Here is a 21,786-nt window from a genome sequence, read left to right on the forward strand (position 1 = left end):
GCTCAAAATGCCACCCCTAAAGAAAAGTGCAGTCTTAGTTTACGGTCACGCTGCCCCCATGCCAAATCAAGCGATAAAGGCCCTGCTGGCGTCTTGACAAGCGCCCCCACTCCATAGCCAACGGCAATTTTCATGTCCCGGAAAGAAGGCGCTGCGTCACCGGCATCGATAAACACACTCATGCCAAAACGGTCATCAAAGTAATGCATGTACTGGGCACCCACCACCGCCAGCGAACGGGTGCCGACAACGGCATTTCCCACATGGCGGCCAAGCTCATTGTATTTATAACCACGAATAGAGCGGGGACCACCTGTCCGATAACCGAAGTCATCCGGAATAGGTGTATTTTTGGAGCCCAATACCTGTCCCGCCTCGGCCCGCACCGTAAAAACATCCCGTTTACCCACCGGCCACCATTGCTGCACCCGCAAACCAACCCGGCCAAAAGTCTGCTGCTTGTTCAGCGTCATACCGGCCCCCAGGCCCAGGGCAATCAGATTCCCGTCACGCGGATCGTATCGGTCATTAAGATCCCGTCGCAACAAATCCCAGGTACCCACCACAGTTGGCAAAGAATAACGCGCTTCATCTTCACGCTTGACAGAATCGTACGCAACCAGCACTCCCCAGTTGGATTCATAATCAACCCGGCTTTCCGGGTCCAGTTTGAATTCACGTTTTCGTTTCCAGCCCAGGCCAAAACGGGTCACATCTTCATTTTGAATATCGGAATGACGGGCCATGATCCCAAAACTGTCCCTTGATCCGTCATAATTGGGTGGCAAGGTAAAATCAAGAAAGGCACGCTGACTCTTGAAATCGAAGCCGGCACCGGTTTCCATAATAACCGGAAGCCCCCAAACCACATTTTGCTTATACAGGCCTTCAACTCGAATTCCACTAATATCGTCCACCCCCAAGGAGCCGGCAACAGAGCTTGCCGGACCTTCAGTTACCCGAACAGATACCGGCAGCTCCACCTGTTCCATATCGTAAACTTCCGAGCCTTCAGGGGTTTTCAGGGAAACGAATGCCCCCCTGAAAAAGTTGGTTGACTGCAAGGCCTGCTGCCACTCATCAAGTTGATCCTGAACGAAGGGATCACCCGGTTTATAGCGGATATAACGACGCACCAGACTTTCGGGAACACGGCGCAGGCCAATGACCTCGATATTGCCCAAGGTGACTGCCGGCCCACTATTGACCTCGGTGACGGTATCAACCGTGGATGTTTCGGGGTTCACCACTGCCTGGGAGTGGATCATGCGGGCAAGATAAAAGTCGCGGTCCATCACACCTTCAAGCAAGGCGCTTTTTGAGGCGCTCCACCGGGCATTAATGAAATCTTCCCCCACCGGCAAGCCCCAGTTTTTTTTCAGGGCCTCTACCCGCTGGACATATTGGGCACCGGTGATACTGCCCAAAAAGCGGTTCTCCACCGATGCCACCCTGGACACCTTACCAGGCTCAATATAAATATCCCAGGTTTCACCTGCCACGTCCTCACCCACTTCAAGGTCCACCTTGGGGGCAAAATACCCTTGCGTGGCAAGGGCGGAAATCACGGCCTCACGGCCCCGGCTGCGAATCCGCTCGGCTTCGCCACCGTCCTGATCATCAGCCAGACGCACCACGGCACTAATACCATCATTAACACTTCTCAATACTTCTGGACTTAATCCACTGGGATCAATCACCACCTCGGGCTTGCCAGCAGAAAACGCCATTGAAGTGGCGGACAGGAGGAGTGGTAAAAAAATGACGTGCCGGGCTGTAAAGTGCATCGGATTGGATCGTTAACGGGGTTGTATTACATATTATTTAACTTCATAACGGTTTTACCACTACTGAAGGAAACTTGCCACTCATATCTACCGCCAAATCGGAAACCGTCACCGCCAGTTTTCGGGCAATGTGACGGTATGACCTAGCCGCTTCACTGCCAGGGTCCGAGACCACCGTAGGCTTGCCCGAATCGGTCTGCTCACGCACTGCCAATGTAAGCGGCAAGCTGCCCAACCATGGCACCTCCAGTTCCTGGGCCATTTTACGCCCACCGTCATGACCAAACAAAGGCTCAACGTGTCCACAGTTTGAACAGACATGCATGGACATATTTTCAATAACACCCAAAATGGGCACATTGACCTTCTGGAACATGCGCAGACCTTTGCGGGCATCAGCCAGCGCAATGTCCTGTGGCGTTGTCACAATAACCGCACCAACAACCGGCACTTTCTGGGCCAGCGTCAATGCAATATCGCCGGTTCCGGGCGGCATATCCACAATCAGATAATCCAGATCAGGCCAATTCGTTTGCCTTAACAATTGCTCCAGGGCCTGTGCAACCATGGGACCACGCATGATGGCCGGAGAGTCCCCGTCAATCAAGAAACCAATCGAATTGACATAAACACCATGTGCCTCAAGAGGCTCCATGCTTTTGCCATCGCGTGATTCCGGCTTACCCGAAACACCCAACATCAATGGCTGGCTGGGACCATAAATATCCGCATCAAGAATACCAACTTTTGCACCAGACTGCGACAGAGCCAGCGCCAAATTGACAGAAGTTGTACTTTTTCCTACGCCACCCTTGCCTGAAGCGACCGCAATAATATTTTTTATTGATGCAATTGGTTTCAAGCCCCCTTGAACCACGTGGCTTTTGATACCATCTAAGTAATTGATCCGGGTTTGAGCCGCGCCCGCCCTGGTGCAGGCGTTGGTTATTTGTTGTTCGATATTGCTTTTATCTTCGGCAGGATAATAACCCGGGAACAATTTGACTTCTACGGTATCACCCTTGATTTCCAGGTCTCTTTCCCTGAACTTTTTAGCCAGGGACATGCCAGTAAGTGGATCCCGCACGGACTGCAACTCGGAAAGAATGGTATTTATTTGTAAACGCATTGTTTTATCACTTTTAAACTTACTTGAGTAGAATAGTCAATCATACCGTTTTTATTATCAGCAGGTGAAGATAAACCTGCCTCTATCATGGGGTTTCCATACACAATGAAAGATTTTCTAGACAGTACCCTGAAAAGCATTCTCTTCGTCATTCTGGCCATTGTAGGCCTGTGCATGGCATTCATCTTCATGGCATCAACCGCCATTGCCCTGGGTGTTATGTATGTGATTGCCCGCGTTCGCGGACAAAATTTTTCTGCCGGCCAGTTCTGGACCCAATCACGCACACGGGCCCGCCAGACCCAAACCGACTTCCAGGAAAAATTCCACAAACGCAAATTTTCCACCAGCGCCAAAGACGTGACCGACGTTGAAATACGTGAAATAAAATAAGAAACCGTTTTTCATTTAGACTTTTTCTGTAAGATAGAAGGATTTCGACGATTTTCTGTTGTCTTTTCGTGTTTACTCCGCCCGTTTCCGGTGGAAAATAGTCTGCCGGTTCCGTTAAAACCGGCATTTTCGTCTAAAATCATTCAACTGTTTAATTTTTACTGTAATTGTTCATGACACGCACGATTTTTGTTACCACCGCACTCCCTTATGCCAACGGCTCATTTCATATTGGCCATATCATGGAATACATCCAGGCCGATATCTGGGTTCGCACCATGCGCATGTCGGGCCATACCGTTCATTTTGTCGGTGCCGATGACGCCCATGGCGCTCCCATTATGCTCAAGGCCGAAAAAGAAGGCATCAGCCCGGAAGAACTCGTTGCCCGTTATGCCAATGAACGTCCCACTTACCTGAATGGTTTCCACATCAAGTTTGACCACTGGCACAGCACGCACAGTGAAGAAAACACACAGCTGTCGGGTGACATTTACAAGGCCCTGAAAGCAGCCGGTTTCATCAGCAGCAAAACCATCGAGCAGTTCTACGATCCGGTCAAGGGCATGTTTCTGCCCGATCGTTATATCAAGGGTGAATGCCCCAAATGCCATGCCAAAGACCAGTATGGTGATTCCTGTGAAGTGTGCAGCGCCGTTTACGCCCCCACCGAACTGATCAACCCTTACTCCACCCTGACCAATGCCACGCCGGTATTGAAATCGTCCGAGCACTTTTTCTTCAAGCTGTCCGACCCGCGCTGCGTTGAGTTCCTGAAAGAGTGGACCAACGGCACCAATGCCCGCGGCCAAAAACGCCTGCAAAACGAAGTACTGGCCAAAACCCGTGAATGGCTGGGCAACGCTGAAGATGGCGAAAGTCAAAGCAATCTTAACGACTGGGACATTTCACGCGATGCCCCCTATTTTGGCATTGAAATCCCCGATGAACCCGGCAAGTATTTTTACGTATGGCTGGACGCACCGGTTGGCTACCTGGCCTCTTTAAAAGCCTACTGCAAGAAAACCGGCCTTGACTTTGACGGCCTGCTGGATCCCAACGGCAACACCGAACAGGTTCACTTCATTGGCAAGGACATTATTTATTTCCACGCCCTGTTCTGGCCCGCAACGCTCAAGTTTTCAGGCCGTAAAGTACCTGATTCCCTGTTCGTGCACGGTTTCATTACCGTCAGTGGCGAGAAAATGTCCAAAAGCCGTGGCACCGGCATTTCGCCCATCAAATATCTTGAACTGGGCATGAATGCCGAATGGATGCGTTACTATATCGCCGCCAAACTGAATGCACGGGTTGAAGACATTGATTTCAACCCCGATGATTTCATTGCCCGCGTCAATAGCGACCTGATTGGCAAATACATTAACATTGCCAGCCGTGCCGCCAACTTCATCAGCAAACACTTTGATGGAAAACTGGCTTACCAGGGCGATATCAACGCTTTCACCACAGAAATCGCCAGTGTCACCGAAAACGTTCGCAATGACTTCGAGGCACGCGAATATGGCCGCGCCATCCGCACCCTGATGGCCTACGCCGACAAGGTCAACCAGGCCTTCGACAACGCCCAGCCCTGGGTACTGGCCAAAGGCATCAGCACTGCTGAACAGGACCAGAAAGACAAACTGCAGGATATCTGTTCGCGCGCCATTGCCGGCTTCAAGGCTTTGTCAGTCATGCTGACCCCCGTCTTGCCCGCGCTCTCCAAGCGGATTGCCACTGAGCTTTTCGAACAAAACAGCGACTTCACCTGGCAGGATGCCGCGCAATTGCCTGAACACATCGCCCCCTTCAAGCACTTGATGCAACGGGTCGACCCCAAAATGCTGGATGACCTGTTCGAACCGCCAGCACCAGAAGCACTGATTCCCGGTGGCGAGCCCATTGCCGAAACCATCAAAATTGACGATTTCGCTAAAATTGACCTGCGCATTGCCAAAATCGTCAACTGCGAACATGTGGAAGGTTCCACCAAACTGTTACGCATGACCCTCGATGTCGGCGAAGGCCGTCACAGAAATGTTTTCTCAGGCATAAAAGAAGCATATAATCCAGAAGATCTGGTGGGTAAACTAACCGTTATGGTTGCCAACCTGGCTCCTCGTAAAATGAAATTCGGCATTTCCGAAGGGATGGTGCTTGCAGCCAGCCATGCCGACGAAAAAAACCACCCCGGCATTTACATTCTCGAGCCTTGGGAAGGTGCACAACCCGGTATGCGTATTCACTAACTAACAGCAAGATCAATTTATCTCGCAACAGGATGGCATATGGATGGAGTCTGGTGGCAACAAGCCAAAAAGATCAGCAGTATCGTAAAAACAGCAGGCCCGTTCATGTTCCTCCAGGAACTGATCAACCAACCAAAGTTTACCGGCGCCATTTGCCCCAGCTCCAAAAAGCTGGCCCGGCAAATGGCCCGGCACATTCCCCTGGACAATGATGGTATCATCATTGAGCTGGGCGGGGGAACGGGCGTGATCACCCAGGCTATCTTGGATCACGGCATTTCTCCTGACAAACTTTATGTGATTGAGTTTTCCCCTACCTTCGCCAGTCATTTAAAAGCCCGCTTTCCTCACATCACCATCATCAATGGCAACGCTGCCCATCTGGATACCCTTATTCCACACGGTGCCAAAATCAATGCTGTGGTTTCCAGTCTTCCCCTGATCTCCCTGCCACCCGATACCTGCCAGCAAATTCTGCAACAATGGCATACCCTTTTAAAAGATCAAGGCCTGGCCATTCAATTCACCTACAACCTGCGCTCACCGCTTTGGAAAACCCATATCCACGCAAGCCAGTTTCACAGTGAAATCGTCTGGGGCAATATTCCTCCGGCAAAAGTCATGACATTTAAGTTTTAGCACCCATATCTTCAACTTGTTGCCTCGTATCAAATACAATTATGGCTTAACGAGTGAAATTAACATGAGTACTGAAAATACAAACCCCGCACCGGTTGCCGAAGGCACCGAAAAGCCCGAACAACCGTTCGGGCACATCAAAAGCTTTGTTCACCGCCGCTCACACATGACGCCTGGCCAAAAACTGGCCATAGAGCGACTGATGGACAAATGGTCGATTGCCTACAAACCGACTAGCCTGAACTATGAAAAAGTATTCGGCAGACAGGCCCCCACCATTCTTGAGATTGGTTTTGGCATGGGCGAAACCACTGAAAAAATCGCACTGGCCCGCCATGAAGAAAACTTCCTGGGCGTAGAGGTATTCAATGCCGGTGTTGGTGCCATGCTCAAACGCATTGAAGCATCCTCACTGGACAATGTACGCATTATCCAGCACGATGCCGTTGAGGTGGTCAAGAACATGCTACCCGCCAACAGCCTGGCTGGCGTGCATATTTACTTCCCCGACCCCTGGCCAAAAAAGCGGCACCACAAGCGCCGTCTGATCCAGCCCGAGTTCGTACAACTGCTGGTTAGCCGGCTACAACCGGGCGGTTATATTCATTGCGCCACCGACTGGGAAAACTATGCAGAACAAATGCTGGAAGTCCTGTCGGCCAACCCCGAGCTGGAAAACACCGCCAAGGATTACGCACCCAAGCCCGATTATCGCCCGCAAACCAAATTTGAAACCCGTGGCCTGCGCCTGGGTCATGGTGTGTGGGACCTGGTTTTCAAAAAGAAAGAGGATTAGTCTGCCATGTACCCACCCATAGAGCCCTATAAAACCGGTTTTCTGGAAACCACCGACGGCCACCAGGTTTACTGGGAACTTTGTGGCAATCCCCAGGGAAAGCCAGCCGTGTTCCTGCATGGCGGACCGGGCTCCGGGTGTGGTCCCCAGCACCGTCAACTGTTTGGTCCATCCAAATACAATGTCCTGCTGTTTGACCAGCGCGGCTGCGGCCGCTCGCTTCCACATGCCAGCCTGCACAACAACACCACCGCACATCTTATTGAAGACATGGAATGCCTGCGCCGTGACATCATGGGCGCAGAAAAATGGCTGGTCTTTGGTGGTTCATGGGGCTCTACCTTATCTTTGGCCTATGCCCAGATCCATCCCAATCGTGTCAGTGAACTGATTGTACGGGGCATTTTTACGGTACGTAAAGAAGAACTGCGCTGGTTCTACCAGGAAGGTGCTTCATGGCTGTTTCCCGACTACTGGGAAGACTACCTGGCCCCTATTCCACCTGAAGAACATAATGACTTGATTGCCGCCTATCAGAAACGGCTGACCGGCAACGATCTTGCAGAGCAAATCAAGGCAGCCCGGGCCTGGAGCTTATGGGAAGGAAGAACCATCAGCCTGCTGCTGAATGAAGCCCATGTCAGCAGCCATGTCGATGATTATTTTGCCATCGCCTTTGCCCGTATCGAAAATCACTATTTTGCGAATGGCGGTTTCATGAAAGAAAACCAGCTGCTGGACAATGCCCATAAACTGCACGGTATTCCCGGCATTATCATTCAGGGACGCTACGATGCCTGCACGCCGGCCAAAACCGCCTGGGAACTGCACAAGGCATGGCCACAAGCCGAATTCCAAATCATTGACGATGCCGGCCATGCATTTAATGAGCCGGGCATCCTGAAAGCCCTGCTTGCCGCCACCGACAAATTTGCCGATAACGCGTCTTAATGATATTTCTTAACGAATTCAATTTTGAAGCCAACAAGCCTATGCTTAGCCACCCGGATAAAATTTACCCGGGACAGATTCTGCGCATTCCCCAATAATGCACTGGCATGACTAATAAAAAAGTCCGCCCCAACAGGCGGACTTTTTTGTATTACTTCTTGAAACCGCCAAAACCACCCATGCCCATGTTTTTCAGGCCCTTGAGCCCTCCCATGGCACGCATCATCTTACCCATACCGCCTTTCTTGAACTGCTTCATCATGCCCTGCATTTGCTCAAACTGCTTAAGCAATTTGTTCACTTCCTGCACTGGCACCCCAGCACCCGCCGCAATACGACGTTTGCGCGATGCTTTCAGCAATTCGGGTTTGGCCCGTTCCTGGGGCGTCATGGAATTAAGAATACCCTCGGTACGGCGCAATTGTTTTTCGGCCTGGCCACTTTGCAACTGGCCCGCTGCCTGGGCGAACTGTGCCGGCAGTTTTTCAAGCAGGGAACTCATGTCCCCCATTTTCTTGACTTGCTGCAACTGATCACGAAAATCATTCAGGTCAAAACGGTCACCCGATTTGATCTTGGTGGCCAGCTTCTGGGCTTCGGCAATATCAATATTGCGCTGGGCCTGTTCAACCAGCGAAACAATATCGCCCATACCCAGCACCCGCTGAGCCATACGCTCGGGATGAAAAGGTTCAAGACCATCGAGTTTTTCGGAAACCCCGATAAACTTCAGGGGCTTGCCGGTAATATGCCGCACCGACAGGGCGGCACCACCCCGGGCATCACCATCGAGTTTGGTCATGACCACACCAGTCAGGGGCAAGGCTTCGGAGAAGGCCTTGGCCACATTCACGGCATCCTGACCTTGCATGGCATCCACCACAAACAGGGTTTCAATGGGCTTGAGCACTTCGTGCAGCATACTGATTTCAGCCATCATGGCTTCATCAATACCCAGACGGCCGGCCGTATCCACCAGCAAGACATCATAATGATGCCGTTTTGCATGGTCGACGGCTGCCAGGGCAATATCACGCGGTTTCTGGCTGGCATCGGACGGGAAGAAATCCACCCCAACCTGGGTGGCAACCGTTTTCAACTGTTCAATAGCGGCCGGACGATAAACGTCGGCACTGACCACCAGCACTTTTTTTCGGCCGGCCTTGCGACCATTTTGCAGTAAATCGCCCCCACTAATCAGTTTGGCCAATTTACCGGTCGTCGTGGTTTTGCCAGCCCCTTGCAGACCGGCCATTAACACAACGGCTGGCGGCTGGGTTGCCAAAGACAGCTCGGATGCCTGCGGCCCAAGATCCCCCCCCATTAAAGCGGTAAGCTCTTTATGAACCACCCCCACCAGGGCCTGTCCTGGACTTAGGCTGCCGGCGACTTCCTCACCCAGCGCACTTTCCTTGACCCTGGCAACAAACTCACGCACCACGGGCAAAGATACATCGGCCTCAAGTAATGCCAGACGTACCTCGCGCAGCATTTCCTGCGTATTGGCTTCGGTCAGGCGGGCCTCTCCCCGGATGGTCTTCATGACCCGGGACAAACGATTAGTTAAATTATCGAACATGAATTTTGCACTTTAATAAATGAATTACCAGGATTAGAGGCTATACTATGTTTTTGTTACCTCAATAACCCAACCCCTACAATCAAGATATCAGTTTATGTCAGCTGACATTGTATTGCACTCTCTGGCCGCATTGGCCTATCTTCTGCTTAGTTTGTCAATTTGGCGCCCCATTGTGCAACAAAACACCATCAGGCAAACCGGCTCCGTCCGTAGCGTATGTCTTTTGGCCACCTTAGTGCTGCAAGGCATCGCCGTACACTGGGCGATCGTGCACGCAGAACATATCAGGCTGAACTGGTCACAGGGCCTGTCCATTACCATCTGGCTGGGCATGATCGTGTTCTGGATAGAAAGCAGGCTGAACAAAATAGACGGGCTGCTTTTGCTGCTGCTGCCGATTGCCAGCTTTATCTGTCTGCTGGCCGCCCTTTTTCCTTCCAGCCCAGACAGCCTGGTCATTCCCTCACAAACCCATCTGTTCAAGATCCACTTGCTGATCTCACTGTTTGCCTATAGCCTTATTGCCATCGCCGCCATACAGGCATTCTTAATGACCGCCCTGGACCAATACTTGCATAAACCCGTCAATTTTCAGGAAAATCCCTCGCTCACCACCCGCATCCTTGAGGCCCAGCCACCACTCATGCAGCAGGAACGCATCCTGTTCAAACTGATCTGGATTGGTTTTGGCGCTCTCAGCCTGTCTATTGTCACCGGCATTATGGTGTCGCTCAACAAAAGCGGCCAGTTCCTGCCCATGGACCACAAAACCATTTTCACCCTGCTGGCCTGGCTGGTATTCAGCATACTGCTGATTGGGCGAAGCCTTTGGGGCTGGCGTGGCCGATTGGCCTTGCGCTGGACGCTAACCGGTTTTGCCCTGCTCATGCTGGCCTACACGGGTACCCGTTTTATCTTTGACGTTATTATGCACAAGAGTGTCTAATGAGATTTTTTCTCTTTATCATCCTGATCATCATCCTGATGCTGGCCATCCGCATGTTTGCCGGTCGCGTTCAGACGCTTTTCAAAAACATGCAATCAAACGCCAGCCAGCCTCCCGCCACCCGGCAAAGCCAGGCCAGCGAAGCCATGGTGCAATGTGCTCACTGCCATATTCACCTGCCCCGCTCGGAAGCCTGTCTCATCCATGGCAAAACCTGGTGTTCCGAAGAGCATGCCCGATTGGGCCAAAAACAATGAGCATGCCATCTTTACAGCTGGACCGCCACGGATGGCTGAAGACAAGCAAAAACATTCGCCTGGTGCCTTCCCCCAACTGTGACAAACGCCCGGTTAATGAAACCGTCTCGCTACTGGTCATTCATAACATCAGCCTGCCGCCTTACCAGTATGGCGGACCGTACATAGAGCAGCTGTTTACCAACCGCCTTGACCCACACGCACACCCCTTCTTTGAGTCAATCAAACACTTGCGGGTGTCGGCGCATTTTCTTATCCGCCGCGATGGGGAAATTGTCCAGTTCGTGAGCACTGAAAACCGCGCCTGGCATGCCGGGGTCTCCCGTTTTAACGACCGCGAACGCTGCAATGATTTCTCTATTGGCATTGAGCTGGAAGGCTGTGACTTTGAGCCTTTCATGCCTGAACAGTATGAAACCCTGAGCCATTTGAGCAAAGTGCTAAAGGCCCGCTACCCCTTAAGGGCGGTACGTGGTCATGAACATATCGCACCCGGCAGAAAAACCGACCCGGGCCCCTACTTTGACTGGCAAAAATACCAAACAGAAAGTGGCTGGGCCAAACGGCAAATGCCCGAACCCCGATAAAAACCGGCGCCGGGCATTGTCGTTATACCTGCGTCAGGATGCGATTAGGCAGACTTGAGCAACAAGGCATTCATCCGCTTCACAAACGCAGCCGGATCCGCAATCTGGGCACCTTCAGCCAGCAGGGCCTGATCCAGCAACACATTGGCCCAATCGGCAAATTCCTCATCTTCAGCCGCCTGAAGACGGGTAATGATGGCATGCTCGGGGTTGATTTCCAGGACAGGTTTGAAATCTGGGGTTTCCTGGCCTGCCGCCTGCAACATGCGCAGCAAGTGCGGGCTTAATTCATTTTGTCCAACCACCACGCAAGCCGGAGAATCAACCAGGCGCAGCGTTACATTAACATCCTTGACCTTGTCTTTCAAAACCTCTTTCAGCCGTTCCACCAAAGGCTTGAAGGACTCAGCCACTTCTTCCTGCTTTTTCTTTTCCGCTTCATCGGCCAGTTCAGCAAGATCCAGCCCACCTTTGGAAACCGATACCAGCTGTTTGCCCTCAAACTCGCGGAAATGAGACATCATCCATTCGTCCACACGGTCTGACAGCAACAAAACCTCGATACCTTTTTTGCGGAAGATCTCAAGGTGCGGACTGTTTTTGGCCGCATTGAAAGAGTCTGCCACCACGTAGTAAATCCGGTCCTGCCCTTCTTTCATGCGTGAGATGTAATCAGCCAGGGAGACATTCTGCAAAGGCTCATCGGTATGGGTAGAAGCAAAACGCATCAGTTTGGCAATCCGCTCAAGGTTGGACGGATCTTCACCGGTACCTTCTTTAAGCACCTGGCCAAATTCAGCCCAGAAGGTCGCGTAGTCTTCGGGTTTATTCTCGGCCATGTTTTCAAGCAGGGACAGGATACGTTTTACCGAGCCTTCGCGAATGGAACGGACATCACGGCTTTCCTGCAGAATTTCACGGGAAACGTTAAGCGGCAAATCAGAAGAGTCAATCACACCGCGCACAAAACGCAAGTACGATGGCAGCAGCTGTTCGGCTTCATCCATGATAAAGACGCGTTTCACATACAGTTTTACGCCACGCTTGCCATCACGGTCCCACAAATCAAACGGTGCACGTTTGGGAATATACAGCAACTGGGTATATTCGCTGCGTCCTTCCACCCGATTATGGGTCCAGGCCAGCGGATCTTCAAAATCATGGCTGACATGCTTGTAAAACTCTTTATACTGCTCGTCGGTAATGTCAGACTTGTTACGGGTCCATAGTGCGCTGGCCTGGTTAACCGCTTCCCACTCGTCCTTTTTAACCATCTCGCCTTTTTCCGAGTCATATTCTTCTTTCTGCATAAGTACCGGCAGGGAAATATGATCGGAATAACGGCGCAGGATCTCACTTAACTTCCAGTGGCTAAGGAACTCATCTTCATCGGCACGCAGGTGCAAGGTAATATCGGTACCGCGCGATTCCTTTTCAATTGGTTCAATAGTGAAGTCGCCCTGGCCTTCGGACGTCCAGCGCACGCCTTCACTGGTAGCGACACCGGCACGACGGCTTTCAACCGTAACCTTGTCGGCCACAATGAATGAAGAATAAAAACCCACGCCAAACTGGCCAATTAACTGGGCATCTTTTTGCTTGTCGCCACTTAACTGGGAAAAAAACTCTTTCGTGCCAGAACGGGCAATCGTGCCCAGGTTGGCGATTGCCTCGTCGTGGCTTAAACCAATGCCATTATCGGAAATGGTAATGGTACGGGCCTCTTTGTCATAGCTGACCCTGATTTGCAAATCGGCACCGCCTTCCAGCAAGGCAGGATTATCAATCGCTTCAAAACGCAGCTTGTCGCAGGCATCCGAGGCATTGGAAACCAGCTCCCGCAAGAAAATTTCCTTGTTGCTGTACAGGGAGTGAATCATCAAATGCAGTAATTGCTTGACTTCCGCCTGAAAACCCATGGTTTGCGGGCCGGCTTGAACAGTTGCTTCTTCTTGACTCATAGTAATTGGCAAAATAAAAAAATTGGAATGGAGTTTGAAATAACAACAGGCGGCAAGGCCTGAAGGCTTCATACCCACTTGGGGACAAATCGTTTTTTTTCAAGGGCCCGGCAAGCTTTTGGTTAAAAGCGTATAATCAACGGTCTTCTGGCATTATTGCCGCCTGTTATTGCCTGCCTTCTTTTACCTGCTCAGCTTTAATGCCACCAGGCTTGTTAAACCGGCAAACAATAACAATCTTCTTCCCCAAAAAAAACCACCATGCAAGAAAAAAAATTGTGGACCCCTGATTTCATTATCATCACCGGGGTTAACCTGCTTATTACCATTGTCTTTTATTTCCTGATTGTTACCCTGGGCGATTATGTGACCCAGCGTTATGACGCTTCAATCAGTATGGCCGGGCTGGCCGTTGGCATTTTTATTGTGGGCGCCCTAACCAGCCGTCTTCTTATTGGCCAGCTGGTTGATGTGATTGGCCAGAAAAAAACCCTGCTGATCGGCCTGGTGGCCTTCAGCCTGACCAACTGTCTGTATTTTTTCAGTGACTCCATTTATTCTTTACTGCTGGCCCGTTTTCTGCACGGCATGGCCATTGGTATCGCCAGTACCGCCTGTGGCACCATTGTGGCGCACATTATTCCGTCCCACCGCAGGGCCGAAGGCATTGGCTACTACAGCCTGAGCACCACCCTGGCCTCGGCTATCGGCCCATTCCTGGGTTTGTGGATGAGCCAGAATTTCAATTTCCAATGGATTTTTGCCTTTTGTCTGTTGGTCAGCCTGCTGGCTCTGGCAGCCTCTACCTTCCTGAAAACCGGCTCTGCCAAACACACGGATGAACATCCTTTTCACTTTACCCTGGGTGATCTGGTGGAACGCAAGGCCTTGCCGGTTTCAACGGTCATGTTCCTGCTGGGACTGTGCTTTGCCAGCGTGCTGACTTTCCTGAACAGTTACTCGATTGAGCTGGAGCTGGTTACGGCAGCCGGTTTCTTTTTTATTGTTTACTCTTTCGTCATCCTGTTTTCACGCCCGATTGCCGGCAAAATCCTGGACAAAAAAGGCTCAAACGTGATTGTGTACCCATGCTGCATTTTACTTGCCATGGGCATGGCGACCATGGCAAGCACCCAGTCGGCCTGGACATTGCTCACCGCCGCCGCCCTGATTGGCCTGGGTTATGGCAGCCTGCAATCGGCCCTGCAGGCCGTAGCCATCAAGGTCGTTAAGCCGCATCGCATGGGACTGGCCACCGCCACATTTTATATTTGCCTGGATGCCGGGCTGGGATTTGGCCCTTACCTGTTGGGAATCATTATTACCGAAACCGGCTACCGCAACCTGTACTGGCTCATGGCCGGGCTGGCCCTGCTATGCATGCTGCTGTTTTATATGGTGCATGGCCGCCATGTTGCGTATTTTCGTGAGCGGGACAGACTGGAAGAACAATAAACCATTTCCAAGCGCCTGGCATGACTGATACATTAGCGCCAATCGTCAATATTACGATTGGTTAGCTGAGTGACGCTTTCACGCTTTTGCGAATCAAAAACAAAAGCCTTGCCAAAGCCCTGCACCAGAGTGCCTTTTAACGGCAGCAAGCGAACCATGACAAAGTCAGGCAAGGACGCCAATAAACCGACCGTTTTACCGGCCCGTTCCGTCAGGGCAGCCAGTGCATTCTCATACTCTTCACTGTTTTTATCAACCGTTTCCGCCCTGGCCTGATAGCTTAAACGCACACGGGCATAGATGTTTTTGGTTTTGCTTTCATCGTCTGCCAGCAAAATAGCCAGATTGGGATTTTGCTGCAGATTGACCGTGTGCGTGGCCAGACCGGACACCAGAATATAAAAACGGTTATTAAGCCATGTGAAAGGGGTGTAGCTGGCATTTGGCTCTCCCTGCTTATTGTTGGTTGCCATCATCAGGGAAAGGCATTCATTGTGTAAACGGTCTATTTCAGCTTGAAGATCGGTATCCATGAGTTTCCTGCTGGTTTGAAGTTATGGGGTAGATGTTTTTACCCATACTTTATAGCCGGCTTGTTTTTTTGTGTTGCATAAACGACAAATTTTCATGAAAACTTTCTTTTATCGTGAAATAAGACTGCCAGTGCTGTAAAAAAATAAAAAACCGGATATAATTTCATCTTTCCTGCCTATCGTTACAGGTTGCAGTTTTATTACCAGTAACGTCAAAATTGCCCGGGTGGTGAAATTGGTAGACGCAGGGGACTCAAAATCCCCCGCCGCAAGGCGTGCCGGTTCGATTCCGGCCCCGGGCACCACAAGATAATCAATGGACGTCAACAGACGTCTATTTTTTTGCCTAAAACCCTTTATTTATACGGCTCTCAGGGAATTTTCAGTCTACTGAAGTCAACAAGCCAAAACGTATTTCAAAATAGCCACAATCTAAGTTTGTGTAAATTTAGATCGTTCCATGATTTCCTTCATCAAAGATAATAATGGCAGAAATCTCTGGTTTTGGCTTGTTCTGTCATTGATCTAAATATCGGGAAACCTAAAATAATAGTTAGAATTCAAGCGTCATTATTCAAAAAATAAAAGTCATTTAATATGATACGCAAATTCATTATGGTTCTAATGCTCAGTTTAGGTGCCACACTGGGAAATAACCTTGCCGTGCAAACAGATCAAGCCATTATTCAGAAGGCTGAACAAGGTGATGCGGTCGCCCAGTTCAATCTGAGCGTCATGTACGAAAATGACCAAGGAGTTCGGCAAAATTATGTCCAAAACACTGCTGACTTCTTCTCACCTGCTTTTTTTGGACTGCAGCCCGTTTCTCCTCTGCCTCTTTCACGTTAGAATATGCTTTGGCTACCCCTTACTCGTCCTTACAACGGAGCACATATGATGCACCATCTAGATCATTTGGTCTTAACCACAAGCCAGAAAGAAAAATGTATTGATTTTTATACCAGAGTACTGGGCATGAAACTTGAAACCTTTGGTCAGGGACGAATAGCGTTCAAGTTTGGGGAACAAAAGATCAATCTTCACATAAAGGGCCAGGAATTTGAGCCTAAAGCGCATCTTCCTGTCCCGGACGCACTGGACTTGTGCTTTATTTCGAGTATCCCCCTGGCAGAGGTCATTACCCATATCCAGGGCTGTGACTGGGAAATAGAAGAAGGTCCGGTCAGGCGAACCGGAGCCAACTACCCCATCATGTCAATTTACTTGCGCGATCCAGACCTTAATCTAATTGAAATTTCTGAGCAAGTTAAAGAATAGCGAACGTTGCGCAATATATAGTCGCACCGCAAAGCATGCTGGTTCGTCCTCGGCACTCAGCACGAACCGTTATTAACGATAACGCCAGGGACGGGTAGTAATTTCTTTTTCTATTTTCTGCAATCTGCCAAAGTGATTAATATGATTAATACCCAAGACTTCACGAACCAAGAGCATGAGTTCAGGCAAATGTACAGAATGCACCTTATTGATAAGGGACTCCAGCTTTGACTTCACCATCTCCAAATATTCTTTGAAAGTGAATCCCGTTTTGTTGACTTCAGGCAAAGTACGCACATAGGCCATGATAAATCCCCCCGTTACCTATTGTTTTCTATATGACATTTCCGCTTTCAACAAACTGATATATTTGGGTATTTGCTACTCACAACTTATCAGTTATTGCATTGATCCCAATAAAAAAACGCACACTAAACCCGTTTTACTAATGTTTTTGCCACATTTTCAAAACCTCAAAAATTTAATGTACGTCAATAGTATAACTCAGCTTTGTTTGCGTTATATCAAATAATATTGGTATTTATTGTTTGGAATCTGGAAATGTTGCTAAAACTTTAGTGTTTTCTGTTACTCCGGTTTAATGCCTGCGCTTTCTACCGTTTGACGGTAATCTTTAATTTCGTCCTGAATCAGGCTGGCAAATTCTCCATGCTCCATCCCAATCGGCGCCAGGCCCAGTTCAGAAAGACGTTGCAAAAAAACCGGTTTTTCAAGCACCCGCTTCAGGTCGGATTGGATTTTCATCACGATGTCACCGGCCAGATGCACCGTGGGCCTGTTACGACTTCATCTTAGAAATAAAAAAACGGAACCCAATGTTTCAAAGGATTCCGCTTTTATCACTGCAGGTATGCTGAGTATTTTCAGCACACGCGCATTCAGATCACTTGGATCTGGGTGGCGCAAGGGCCTTTTTGCCCTTGACCTGTCACGAATGACACACGTTGATTCTCTTCAAGAGATTTGTGGCCAGTGCCTTGAATTTCGCTGTAGTGTGCGAAGAGATCCTTGCCGCCAAACTCAGGCATGATAAAGCCGAAGCCCTTATCGTTGTTGAACCACTTCACAATACCGGTTTCTGTCTTCAATGTAAGTCCTAAATGTACTAGGGGAAAAATATCCCCAAAGCCATTCTCTTCATTTATATCAACAATAGATAGCTTTGTTTCAAAATAATACATCTATCTGCCGCAATTCTGTTTGACTTCTCACTTTAACTACTCTTGCAGCATTCGTGGGGGAAACCATCCACTATCAGAGTATTGTGCATTATGTAGCCCCACCAGCAGAAGAAGTACCCGAAATGCTGGAAGGATTGCAGGTTTTTCTTGAACGCACAAAGGGTCAATCGCCCTTTATGCGCAGTAGGGTAGCGGCTTCAGCTGTTATTACCGATGATATTGGTGAACGCAAATTGCCCTACACCCCCCTGCAAGCTATTGTTGTTGCTGCAAGGTTATTTCTTTTTGCACCTTCAGCACTTTTGCCGGCCAGCTGCTTTTAATGTATGCCAGCACCGCCACAATTTCCTCATCCGTCAACATGTCACGGTAGGCGGGCATGTCACTTTGATAACCGGGTGGTGCCGTTTTTCCTGGCACCAGGCCATTCTTGACCATATCAAACAGCAAGGCATCGGGGTGATGCCATGTATGCCCGCTCTGGTCATGCGGTGGTGCTGGCAGGCGCCCATTAGGCATGCGTTCGCGCCAGTTCGGCTGCCCCTGCAAGGAAACGCCATGGCACGATGCGCACAGGTTTTCGTAAATTGGCTTACCTTGCATGACCAGTGTCTGATTAGCGGGATCAATAAATGCTGGGCCTGAGCCACGCCCCAGAACGTATAACAGGACTCCGGCCACCGCCACGGCACAGCCGGCAACCGTTAATAGCAATTTTTTCTTTGTCATATTTATCCTGCTTTAGTTAACCCGCACGCTGGTTGTTTGCCCATTGGCATCCAAAGCAAACATGCCCATTCCAATCTACAGCTTTTTCAGCATCCAAACATCGCAACCGCTGTGAACAATGCCGTCCAATGGGCGATCAAGGTGCTGAAACCCGATTTTTTCATATAGGGATATAGCAGACTTCATGCCAGACAAAGTATCAAGGTAGCATTTCTTATATCCTTTTTGGCTTGCATAAGCCAAACACCGTGTAAGCAACACCTGGCCAATACCCAAGCCACGGGCTTCTTTTAACAGAAACAGTTTTCGCAGTTCGCACGTTTGGCTACTACCATTGAAAGGGGCAATACCACCACCCCCTACAATGCGTCCATCCAACAGCGCCACCAGATACAAGCTGCCACGTTAATCGTCATAATGCGCGCTCATTTCCAGCACTTCCGCATCAGAGGGACCAAAACCGTCACCGATTGCGCCAAACTCTGAACCAACCGTTTTGATGATATTGCAAATAACATCATCGTGCTCCGGTTGGATTTCCATAATTTCAACAGCCAATTACTGCTCCCCTTTCTTTTTATTGGTGACCCACCGACTTTTGCCAAAGCACTCGAATTTATGCGCCCTAGCTCGTATAAGTCGAAATCAAGGTAACTTGTTCCTTTGGAGAAATTCCCAAGCCTTGAGAAAAATAGTCGGAGATATTGCCGTAGGTGCGCTTTAGAGAAGCAAATCCGGCCTCCAGATATTCCGGTCGCACCAGTAACAGGTTTTCCAAAACGGCCCGATCACCGCCTGCCGCAACAAACGTTTCCATGATTGAAGAATATCCCTGAAGCAGTTGCTCATTACTCGCCAGGTAGTCTGCCAAAATATCATCACGGTGAACACCAAGCAATAACAACAGCATCGCCGCAGCCCAACCGGTTCGGTCTTTGCCTGCGGTACAGTGAAAGACACGCGGTACGCCTGGATCCTTCAGCAAAGAGGAGAAGAAGACACCGTAAGCTTTACATGCGCTGGACAGGCTGACCAAATTCCCGTAAATGGTTCTGTACAGCGTCTGCACCTTGTCTGGTGCCATATCCTGACCGAACTTGCGAGGATCGTGCAGCACAAATTGCATCATCGCTGCTATAGAACCCGAGTCATCACTTAACACATCGAGCCATACACTTTGAACGCCCGGCATAGGAACGTCGGGAGATCGTTCCCTTTCTGCGCCCGTACGAAAGTCGTAAACGAACCGTATGCCCAGCCCCTCAAGCCATCGAACCGACTCCTCCGGTATATCTGCAAGTTGACTCGACCGGAATATACGACCAGGGATTACGGCCGTTCCGTTGGCAGTGGCATGCCCGCCAAGGTCTCTAAAGTTGGAAGGAATAGTGCGTGTATTCATATATCTTATTCAGTCATCCTTGATTTTTTCATTTCTTTCAGGCGCAGCCAACGGCTGCCCTCCTTCCTTATTGGTGATCCGCCTTGCCGAGGTATTCAATCGCGCTGTCGATCACAAAGCGGTATTTCACATCGCCCTTGAGCATCCGCTCATAGGCCTCTAGTGTCATAATACAACTGTTTTCAGATTATATATTCAGGCTCTTTCCAAAAACTCACCCACATAAATCATATGCTCAAAGGGCAATTTCCCGCCTTCTGTACGGTCAACAATGGTGTCTAGCGTGGCCTGCAATACCGATTGCTTTTCAGCCACACCGGCATGCAAGACAATCGCAACAGGGGTATCTGCCGGATAGTGCTGCATTAACTGCCTGACCACTTCAGGCAAGGCCAAACCCATAGTAAAAAAAGCCAGGGTGGATTGGGATTCTGCCAGTTTGACCAAAGGGTCCGTACCCTGATAGCCTTCACGTGTTGTTTTGGCCGCTGTCAGTATCACAGATTCATTGCGCGGTCCATTAGTGACCCCTTGCGCAAGGACTGCATTGGCGGCGTTAAAACTGGATACGCCAGGAATCACGACCGGATTCAGGTCACGAAATTCTTTCAGATAACCTACCTGCGGTCCATATACTAAAGGATCCCCATAATCAAGCACGGCAACGGTTTTGCCTTCTTTGACCGCCTTCCGGATAATGCTGCGCGCTTCCGCTTCCATTGCGTCGGCTTCTTCATCGGTTTGCTTGCGCCGGGCCATTGGGGTGAACAGGCCATGTCCGGCATTATGCACTTCCTTGCCCTGAAGCAGTTCAGGGAAGTTTTCCAGTACCCGCGTCATGGCAAAAACCACATCTGCCTGCCTGACTGTTTTTAACGCACGGACGGTTATATTGTCCGGGTCGCCAATGCCCATACTGACAAGGTAAAGCCGGCTGCTTGTTTGCCCATTGGCATCCAAAGAAAACATACTCATTCCTATATACATTTTTTTAACATTCAAATGTTGCAACCACTTTGGTGTCCCAAAACAGATAATTATTGTCTATGCCTGTTGGTAGGCCCACGATGCAACATGGTGGGAGCGCTTGATATCCGTGAGAAACCCCTGACTGGACAACTCTGCAATAATGAGTGAAGCCATCAAGAAATTCCAGGCATATAGTAATATATGCAGGATTCATTTTAAGAAAAGGATTCATTCATGGATGATCTTCTCCGGCTTTTTCATCTGGTGGGCGTTGGGCTAGTCCTCATGTTGCCCCTGGCCAATCCGCTTACCTCTATGTCGTTGCTACTCTCGCTTGGCAGCGGTATTCCTTACCGGGAACGCCAGAAACAAATTACTCAATCCGCCTTTTATGTTTTTGGGATTATGCTGGTTGCCTACTTTGGCGGCACCTTGATCATGCAATCCTTTGGCATTTCCATTCCCGGCCTGCGTATTGCCGGTGGACTCATTGTGAGCGGAATCGGCTTTCAAATGCTCTCACCGTCTTCCCGCACCGATGACATGCCTGAAGCGGACACGGTGAGTGAACAAATAGCCACTAAAAAAACAACCAACATCGCCTTTGTGCCACTAGCCATGCCCGGCACGGCAGGACCAGGCAATATTGCCATGATCATTAGCACAACGGCCAGTATCCCGTCTTCCATTACCAGTGTCTATTCTCACTGGTTCCTGCATACGGCAGCCATACTTGTCTTTCTTTTGCTAAGCCTGTTGTTCTGGTTAGCCTTGCGCTTTGCTGGCCGCGTTGTTGCTGTCATCGGTCAAAGTGGTGTAGAAGCCATTTCCCGCATCATGGGTTTTTTGCTGGTGTGCATGGGCGTTCAATTCATTATTAACGGCGTGCTGGAAATTGCGACCGAATTTATGGCTACGCAGGCTGTTTAAAGCGTACAGGC

At 49.9% G+C, this 21,786-nt stretch carries 25 protein-coding genes, 1 tRNA gene and 1 pseudogene; 14 read left to right on the forward strand and 13 right to left on the reverse strand.

What is annotated here, in order from left to right; translation table 11 throughout:
- Positions 1 to 2 precede the first annotated feature (2 nt).
- Together HCX92_RS13530 and apbC are read right to left on the reverse strand one after the other, a co-directional pair.
- Positions 3 to 1,730: an autotransporter assembly complex family protein gene (locus HCX92_RS13530; protein ID WP_248290067.1), complete on the reverse strand. Its 1,728-nt coding sequence runs from the start codon at positions 1,728 to 1,730 to the stop codon at positions 3 to 5.
- 100 nt (positions 1,731 to 1,830) lie between these two features.
- On the reverse strand, positions 1,831 to 2,916 hold the full coding sequence (gene apbC / locus HCX92_RS13535; protein ID WP_169295492.1) for an iron-sulfur cluster carrier protein ApbC: 1,086 nt from the start codon (positions 2,914 to 2,916) through the stop codon (positions 1,831 to 1,833).
- A 105-nt stretch (positions 2,917 to 3,021) separates the two neighbouring features.
- Between apbC and HCX92_RS13540 the strand changes: the two genes are divergently transcribed.
- The 6 genes and pseudogenes from HCX92_RS13540 to HCX92_RS13565 form a co-directional block, all read left to right on the forward strand.
- On the forward strand, positions 3,022 to 3,309 hold the full coding sequence (locus HCX92_RS13540; protein ID WP_169295493.1) for a hypothetical protein: 288 nt from the start codon (positions 3,022 to 3,024) through the stop codon (positions 3,307 to 3,309).
- Between the two features lie 173 nt (positions 3,310 to 3,482).
- A complete protein-coding gene (metG, locus tag HCX92_RS13545; RefSeq protein ID WP_169295494.1) occupies positions 3,483 to 5,558 on the forward strand; it encodes a methionine--tRNA ligase in 2,076 nt (691 codons plus the stop codon).
- Between the two features lie 39 nt (positions 5,559 to 5,597).
- Positions 5,598 to 6,197 carry a class I SAM-dependent methyltransferase gene (locus HCX92_RS13550; RefSeq protein ID WP_248290068.1) on the forward strand — a complete coding sequence of 200 codons (600 nt, stop codon included), beginning with the start codon at positions 5,598 to 5,600 and terminating at the stop codon, positions 6,195 to 6,197.
- 58 nt (positions 6,198 to 6,255) lie between these two features.
- Positions 6,256 to 6,993, forward strand: coding sequence for a tRNA (guanosine(46)-N7)-methyltransferase TrmB (gene trmB / locus HCX92_RS13555; protein ID WP_371808427.1), 738 nt, complete (start codon positions 6,256 to 6,258; stop codon positions 6,991 to 6,993).
- Positions 6,994 to 6,999: 6 nt separating this feature from the next.
- Positions 7,000 to 7,944, forward strand: a complete 945-nt coding sequence (gene pip / locus HCX92_RS13560; protein WP_169295496.1) for a prolyl aminopeptidase — start codon at positions 7,000 to 7,002, stop codon at positions 7,942 to 7,944.
- 23 nt (positions 7,945 to 7,967) lie between these two features.
- Positions 7,968 to 8,042 (forward strand): annotated as a pseudogene (locus HCX92_RS13565) (peptidoglycan-binding protein LysM); the annotation flags it as partial.
- Between the two features lie 53 nt (positions 8,043 to 8,095).
- Here HCX92_RS13565 and ffh read toward each other — a convergent pair.
- The gene (gene ffh / locus HCX92_RS13570) at positions 8,096 to 9,523 is read right to left on the reverse strand and encodes a signal recognition particle protein (RefSeq protein ID WP_169295497.1); all 1,428 of its coding nucleotides are present in this window, start codon (positions 9,521 to 9,523) and stop codon (positions 8,096 to 8,098) included.
- Between the two features lie 97 nt (positions 9,524 to 9,620).
- Between ffh and HCX92_RS13575 the strand changes: the two genes are divergently transcribed.
- Genes HCX92_RS13575 through ampD form a run of 3 tightly spaced genes read left to right on the forward strand, consistent with a single transcriptional unit; the run spans position 9,621 to position 11,316 of the window.
- Positions 9,621 to 10,472: an inner membrane protein YpjD gene (locus tag HCX92_RS13575; RefSeq protein ID WP_169295498.1), complete on the forward strand. Its 852-nt coding sequence runs from the start codon at positions 9,621 to 9,623 to the stop codon at positions 10,470 to 10,472.
- Positions 10,472 to 10,729 carry a PP0621 family protein gene (locus HCX92_RS13580; RefSeq protein ID WP_169295499.1) on the forward strand — a complete coding sequence of 86 codons (258 nt, stop codon included), beginning with the start codon at positions 10,472 to 10,474 and terminating at the stop codon, positions 10,727 to 10,729. Before HCX92_RS13575 ends, HCX92_RS13580 begins: the two co-directional genes overlap by 1 nt.
- A gap of 2 nt (positions 10,730 to 10,731) precedes the next feature.
- Positions 10,732 to 11,316 carry a 1,6-anhydro-N-acetylmuramyl-L-alanine amidase AmpD gene (gene ampD, locus HCX92_RS13585; protein ID WP_169295500.1) on the forward strand — a complete coding sequence of 195 codons (585 nt, stop codon included), beginning with the start codon at positions 10,732 to 10,734 and terminating at the stop codon, positions 11,314 to 11,316.
- A 44-nt stretch (positions 11,317 to 11,360) separates the two neighbouring features.
- Here the strand turns inward: ampD and htpG are convergent, their stop codons facing one another.
- Positions 11,361 to 13,277, reverse strand: coding sequence for a molecular chaperone HtpG (gene htpG, locus HCX92_RS13590; protein WP_169295501.1), 1,917 nt, complete (start codon positions 13,275 to 13,277; stop codon positions 11,361 to 11,363).
- Positions 13,278 to 13,538: 261 nt separating this feature from the next.
- Here htpG and HCX92_RS13595 point away from each other — a divergent pair, with 261 nt between their 5' ends.
- Positions 13,539 to 14,732, forward strand: coding sequence for an MFS transporter (locus HCX92_RS13595; protein ID WP_169295502.1), 1,194 nt, complete (start codon positions 13,539 to 13,541; stop codon positions 14,730 to 14,732).
- 32 nt (positions 14,733 to 14,764) lie between these two features.
- On the opposite strand, the gene HCX92_RS13600 is transcribed toward HCX92_RS13595, so the two are convergent.
- Positions 14,765 to 15,265 (reverse strand): HugZ family protein, encoded by a 501-nt coding sequence (locus HCX92_RS13600; RefSeq protein WP_169295503.1) that lies wholly within the window; start codon positions 15,263 to 15,265, stop codon positions 14,765 to 14,767.
- 220 nt (positions 15,266 to 15,485) lie between these two features.
- Between HCX92_RS13600 and HCX92_RS13605 the strand changes: the two genes are divergently transcribed.
- From HCX92_RS13605 to HCX92_RS13615, 3 genes are all read left to right on the forward strand, one after another.
- Positions 15,486 to 15,570 (forward strand) — tRNA-Leu (locus tag HCX92_RS13605).
- A gap of 292 nt (positions 15,571 to 15,862) precedes the next feature.
- Positions 15,863 to 16,114, forward strand: coding sequence for a sel1 repeat family protein (locus HCX92_RS13610; RefSeq protein ID WP_169295504.1), 252 nt, complete (start codon positions 15,863 to 15,865; stop codon positions 16,112 to 16,114).
- Positions 16,115 to 16,159: 45 nt separating this feature from the next.
- The gene (locus tag HCX92_RS13615) at positions 16,160 to 16,543 is read left to right on the forward strand and encodes a VOC family protein (protein ID WP_169295505.1); all 384 of its coding nucleotides are present in this window, start codon (positions 16,160 to 16,162) and stop codon (positions 16,541 to 16,543) included.
- A gap of 72 nt (positions 16,544 to 16,615) precedes the next feature.
- On the opposite strand, the gene HCX92_RS13620 is transcribed toward HCX92_RS13615, so the two are convergent.
- The 8 genes from HCX92_RS13620 to HCX92_RS13650 all read right to left on the reverse strand — a co-directional run bounded on the left by HCX92_RS13620 (position 16,616) and on the right by HCX92_RS13650 (position 20,845).
- Positions 16,616 to 16,849 carry a hypothetical protein gene (locus HCX92_RS13620; protein ID WP_169295506.1) on the reverse strand — a complete coding sequence of 78 codons (234 nt, stop codon included), beginning with the start codon at positions 16,847 to 16,849 and terminating at the stop codon, positions 16,616 to 16,618.
- A 282-nt stretch (positions 16,850 to 17,131) separates the two neighbouring features.
- Complete coding sequence (locus HCX92_RS13625; protein ID WP_169295507.1) at positions 17,132 to 17,308, reverse strand: hypothetical protein; 177 nt, start codon at positions 17,306 to 17,308, stop codon at positions 17,132 to 17,134.
- A 134-nt stretch (positions 17,309 to 17,442) separates the two neighbouring features.
- Positions 17,443 to 17,652: a cold-shock protein gene (locus HCX92_RS13630; RefSeq protein ID WP_246587317.1), complete on the reverse strand. Its 210-nt coding sequence runs from the start codon at positions 17,650 to 17,652 to the stop codon at positions 17,443 to 17,445.
- A 348-nt stretch (positions 17,653 to 18,000) separates the two neighbouring features.
- A complete protein-coding gene (locus HCX92_RS13635; RefSeq protein ID WP_169295509.1) occupies positions 18,001 to 18,474 on the reverse strand; it encodes a cytochrome c in 474 nt (157 codons plus the stop codon).
- 75 nt (positions 18,475 to 18,549) lie between these two features.
- Complete coding sequence (locus HCX92_RS15090; protein ID WP_371808428.1) at positions 18,550 to 18,861, reverse strand: GNAT family N-acetyltransferase; 312 nt, start codon at positions 18,859 to 18,861, stop codon at positions 18,550 to 18,552.
- Between the two features lie 18 nt (positions 18,862 to 18,879).
- A complete protein-coding gene (locus tag HCX92_RS14800; protein ID WP_211182405.1) occupies positions 18,880 to 19,032 on the reverse strand; it encodes a hypothetical protein in 153 nt (50 codons plus the stop codon).
- A gap of 67 nt (positions 19,033 to 19,099) precedes the next feature.
- A complete protein-coding gene (locus tag HCX92_RS13645; protein ID WP_169295510.1) occupies positions 19,100 to 19,876 on the reverse strand; it encodes a tyrosine-protein phosphatase in 777 nt (258 codons plus the stop codon).
- 195 nt (positions 19,877 to 20,071) lie between these two features.
- Complete coding sequence (locus HCX92_RS13650) at positions 20,072 to 20,845, reverse strand: SAM-dependent methyltransferase (protein ID WP_248290069.1); 774 nt, start codon at positions 20,843 to 20,845, stop codon at positions 20,072 to 20,074.
- Between the two features lie 234 nt (positions 20,846 to 21,079).
- Here HCX92_RS13650 and HCX92_RS13655 point away from each other — a divergent pair, with 234 nt between their 5' ends.
- Positions 21,080 to 21,775: a MarC family NAAT transporter gene (locus HCX92_RS13655; RefSeq protein WP_169295512.1), complete on the forward strand. Its 696-nt coding sequence runs from the start codon at positions 21,080 to 21,082 to the stop codon at positions 21,773 to 21,775.
- The last annotated feature ends 11 nt before the right edge of the window (positions 21,776 to 21,786 follow it).

Origin of the sequence: Advenella sp. EE-W14 (assembly GCF_012923605.1) — a bacterium.
Classification (GTDB): Bacteria; Pseudomonadota; Gammaproteobacteria; order Burkholderiales; family Burkholderiaceae_B; genus Advenella; species Advenella alkanexedens.

Bases quoted from the DNA above. Each gene is read 5' to 3' on its own strand.
- pip (WP_169295496.1), top strand. From the start codon at position 7,000: ATGTACCCACCCATAGAGCCCTATAAAACCGGTTTTCTGGAAACCACC.
- apbC (WP_169295492.1), bottom strand. From the start codon at position 2,916: ATGCGTTTACAAATAAATACCATTCTTTCCGAGTTGCAGTCCGTGCGG.
- HCX92_RS13620 (WP_169295506.1), bottom strand. From the start codon at position 16,849: ATGGCCTATGTGCGTACTTTGCCTGAAGTCAACAAAACGGGATTCACT.
- HCX92_RS13575 (WP_169295498.1), top strand. From the start codon at position 9,621: ATGTCAGCTGACATTGTATTGCACTCTCTGGCCGCATTGGCCTATCTT.
- HCX92_RS13655 (WP_169295512.1), top strand. From the start codon at position 21,080: ATGGATGATCTTCTCCGGCTTTTTCATCTGGTGGGCGTTGGGCTAGTC.
- HCX92_RS13580 (WP_169295499.1), top strand. From the start codon at position 10,472: ATGAGATTTTTTCTCTTTATCATCCTGATCATCATCCTGATGCTGGCC.
- HCX92_RS13650 (WP_248290069.1), bottom strand. From the start codon at position 20,845: ATGTTTTCTTTGGATGCCAATGGGCAAACAAGCAGCCGGCTTTACCTT.
- HCX92_RS13635 (WP_169295509.1), bottom strand. From the start codon at position 18,474: ATGACAAAGAAAAAATTGCTATTAACGGTTGCCGGCTGTGCCGTGGCG.
- HCX92_RS13530 (WP_248290067.1), bottom strand. From the start codon at position 1,730: ATGGCGTTTTCTGCTGGCAAGCCCGAGGTGGTGATTGATCCCAGTGGA.
- HCX92_RS13550 (WP_248290068.1), top strand. From the start codon at position 5,598: ATGGATGGAGTCTGGTGGCAACAAGCCAAAAAGATCAGCAGTATCGTA.
- HCX92_RS13645 (WP_169295510.1), bottom strand. From the start codon at position 19,876: ATGAATACACGCACTATTCCTTCCAACTTTAGAGACCTTGGCGGGCAT.
- metG (WP_169295494.1), top strand. From the start codon at position 3,483: ATGACACGCACGATTTTTGTTACCACCGCACTCCCTTATGCCAACGGC.
- HCX92_RS13595 (WP_169295502.1), top strand. From the start codon at position 13,539: ATGCAAGAAAAAAAATTGTGGACCCCTGATTTCATTATCATCACCGGG.
- ampD (WP_169295500.1), top strand. From the start codon at position 10,732: ATGCCATCTTTACAGCTGGACCGCCACGGATGGCTGAAGACAAGCAAA.
- HCX92_RS13540 (WP_169295493.1), top strand. From the start codon at position 3,022: ATGAAAGATTTTCTAGACAGTACCCTGAAAAGCATTCTCTTCGTCATT.
- HCX92_RS13615 (WP_169295505.1), top strand. From the start codon at position 16,160: ATGATGCACCATCTAGATCATTTGGTCTTAACCACAAGCCAGAAAGAA.
- ffh (WP_169295497.1), bottom strand. From the start codon at position 9,523: ATGTTCGATAATTTAACTAATCGTTTGTCCCGGGTCATGAAGACCATC.
- HCX92_RS13610 (WP_169295504.1), top strand. From the start codon at position 15,863: ATGATACGCAAATTCATTATGGTTCTAATGCTCAGTTTAGGTGCCACA.
- htpG (WP_169295501.1), bottom strand. From the start codon at position 13,277: ATGAGTCAAGAAGAAGCAACTGTTCAAGCCGGCCCGCAAACCATGGGT.
- HCX92_RS13625 (WP_169295507.1), bottom strand. From the start codon at position 17,308: ATGAAAATCCAATCCGACCTGAAGCGGGTGCTTGAAAAACCGGTTTTT.
- HCX92_RS13600 (WP_169295503.1), bottom strand. From the start codon at position 15,265: ATGGATACCGATCTTCAAGCTGAAATAGACCGTTTACACAATGAATGC.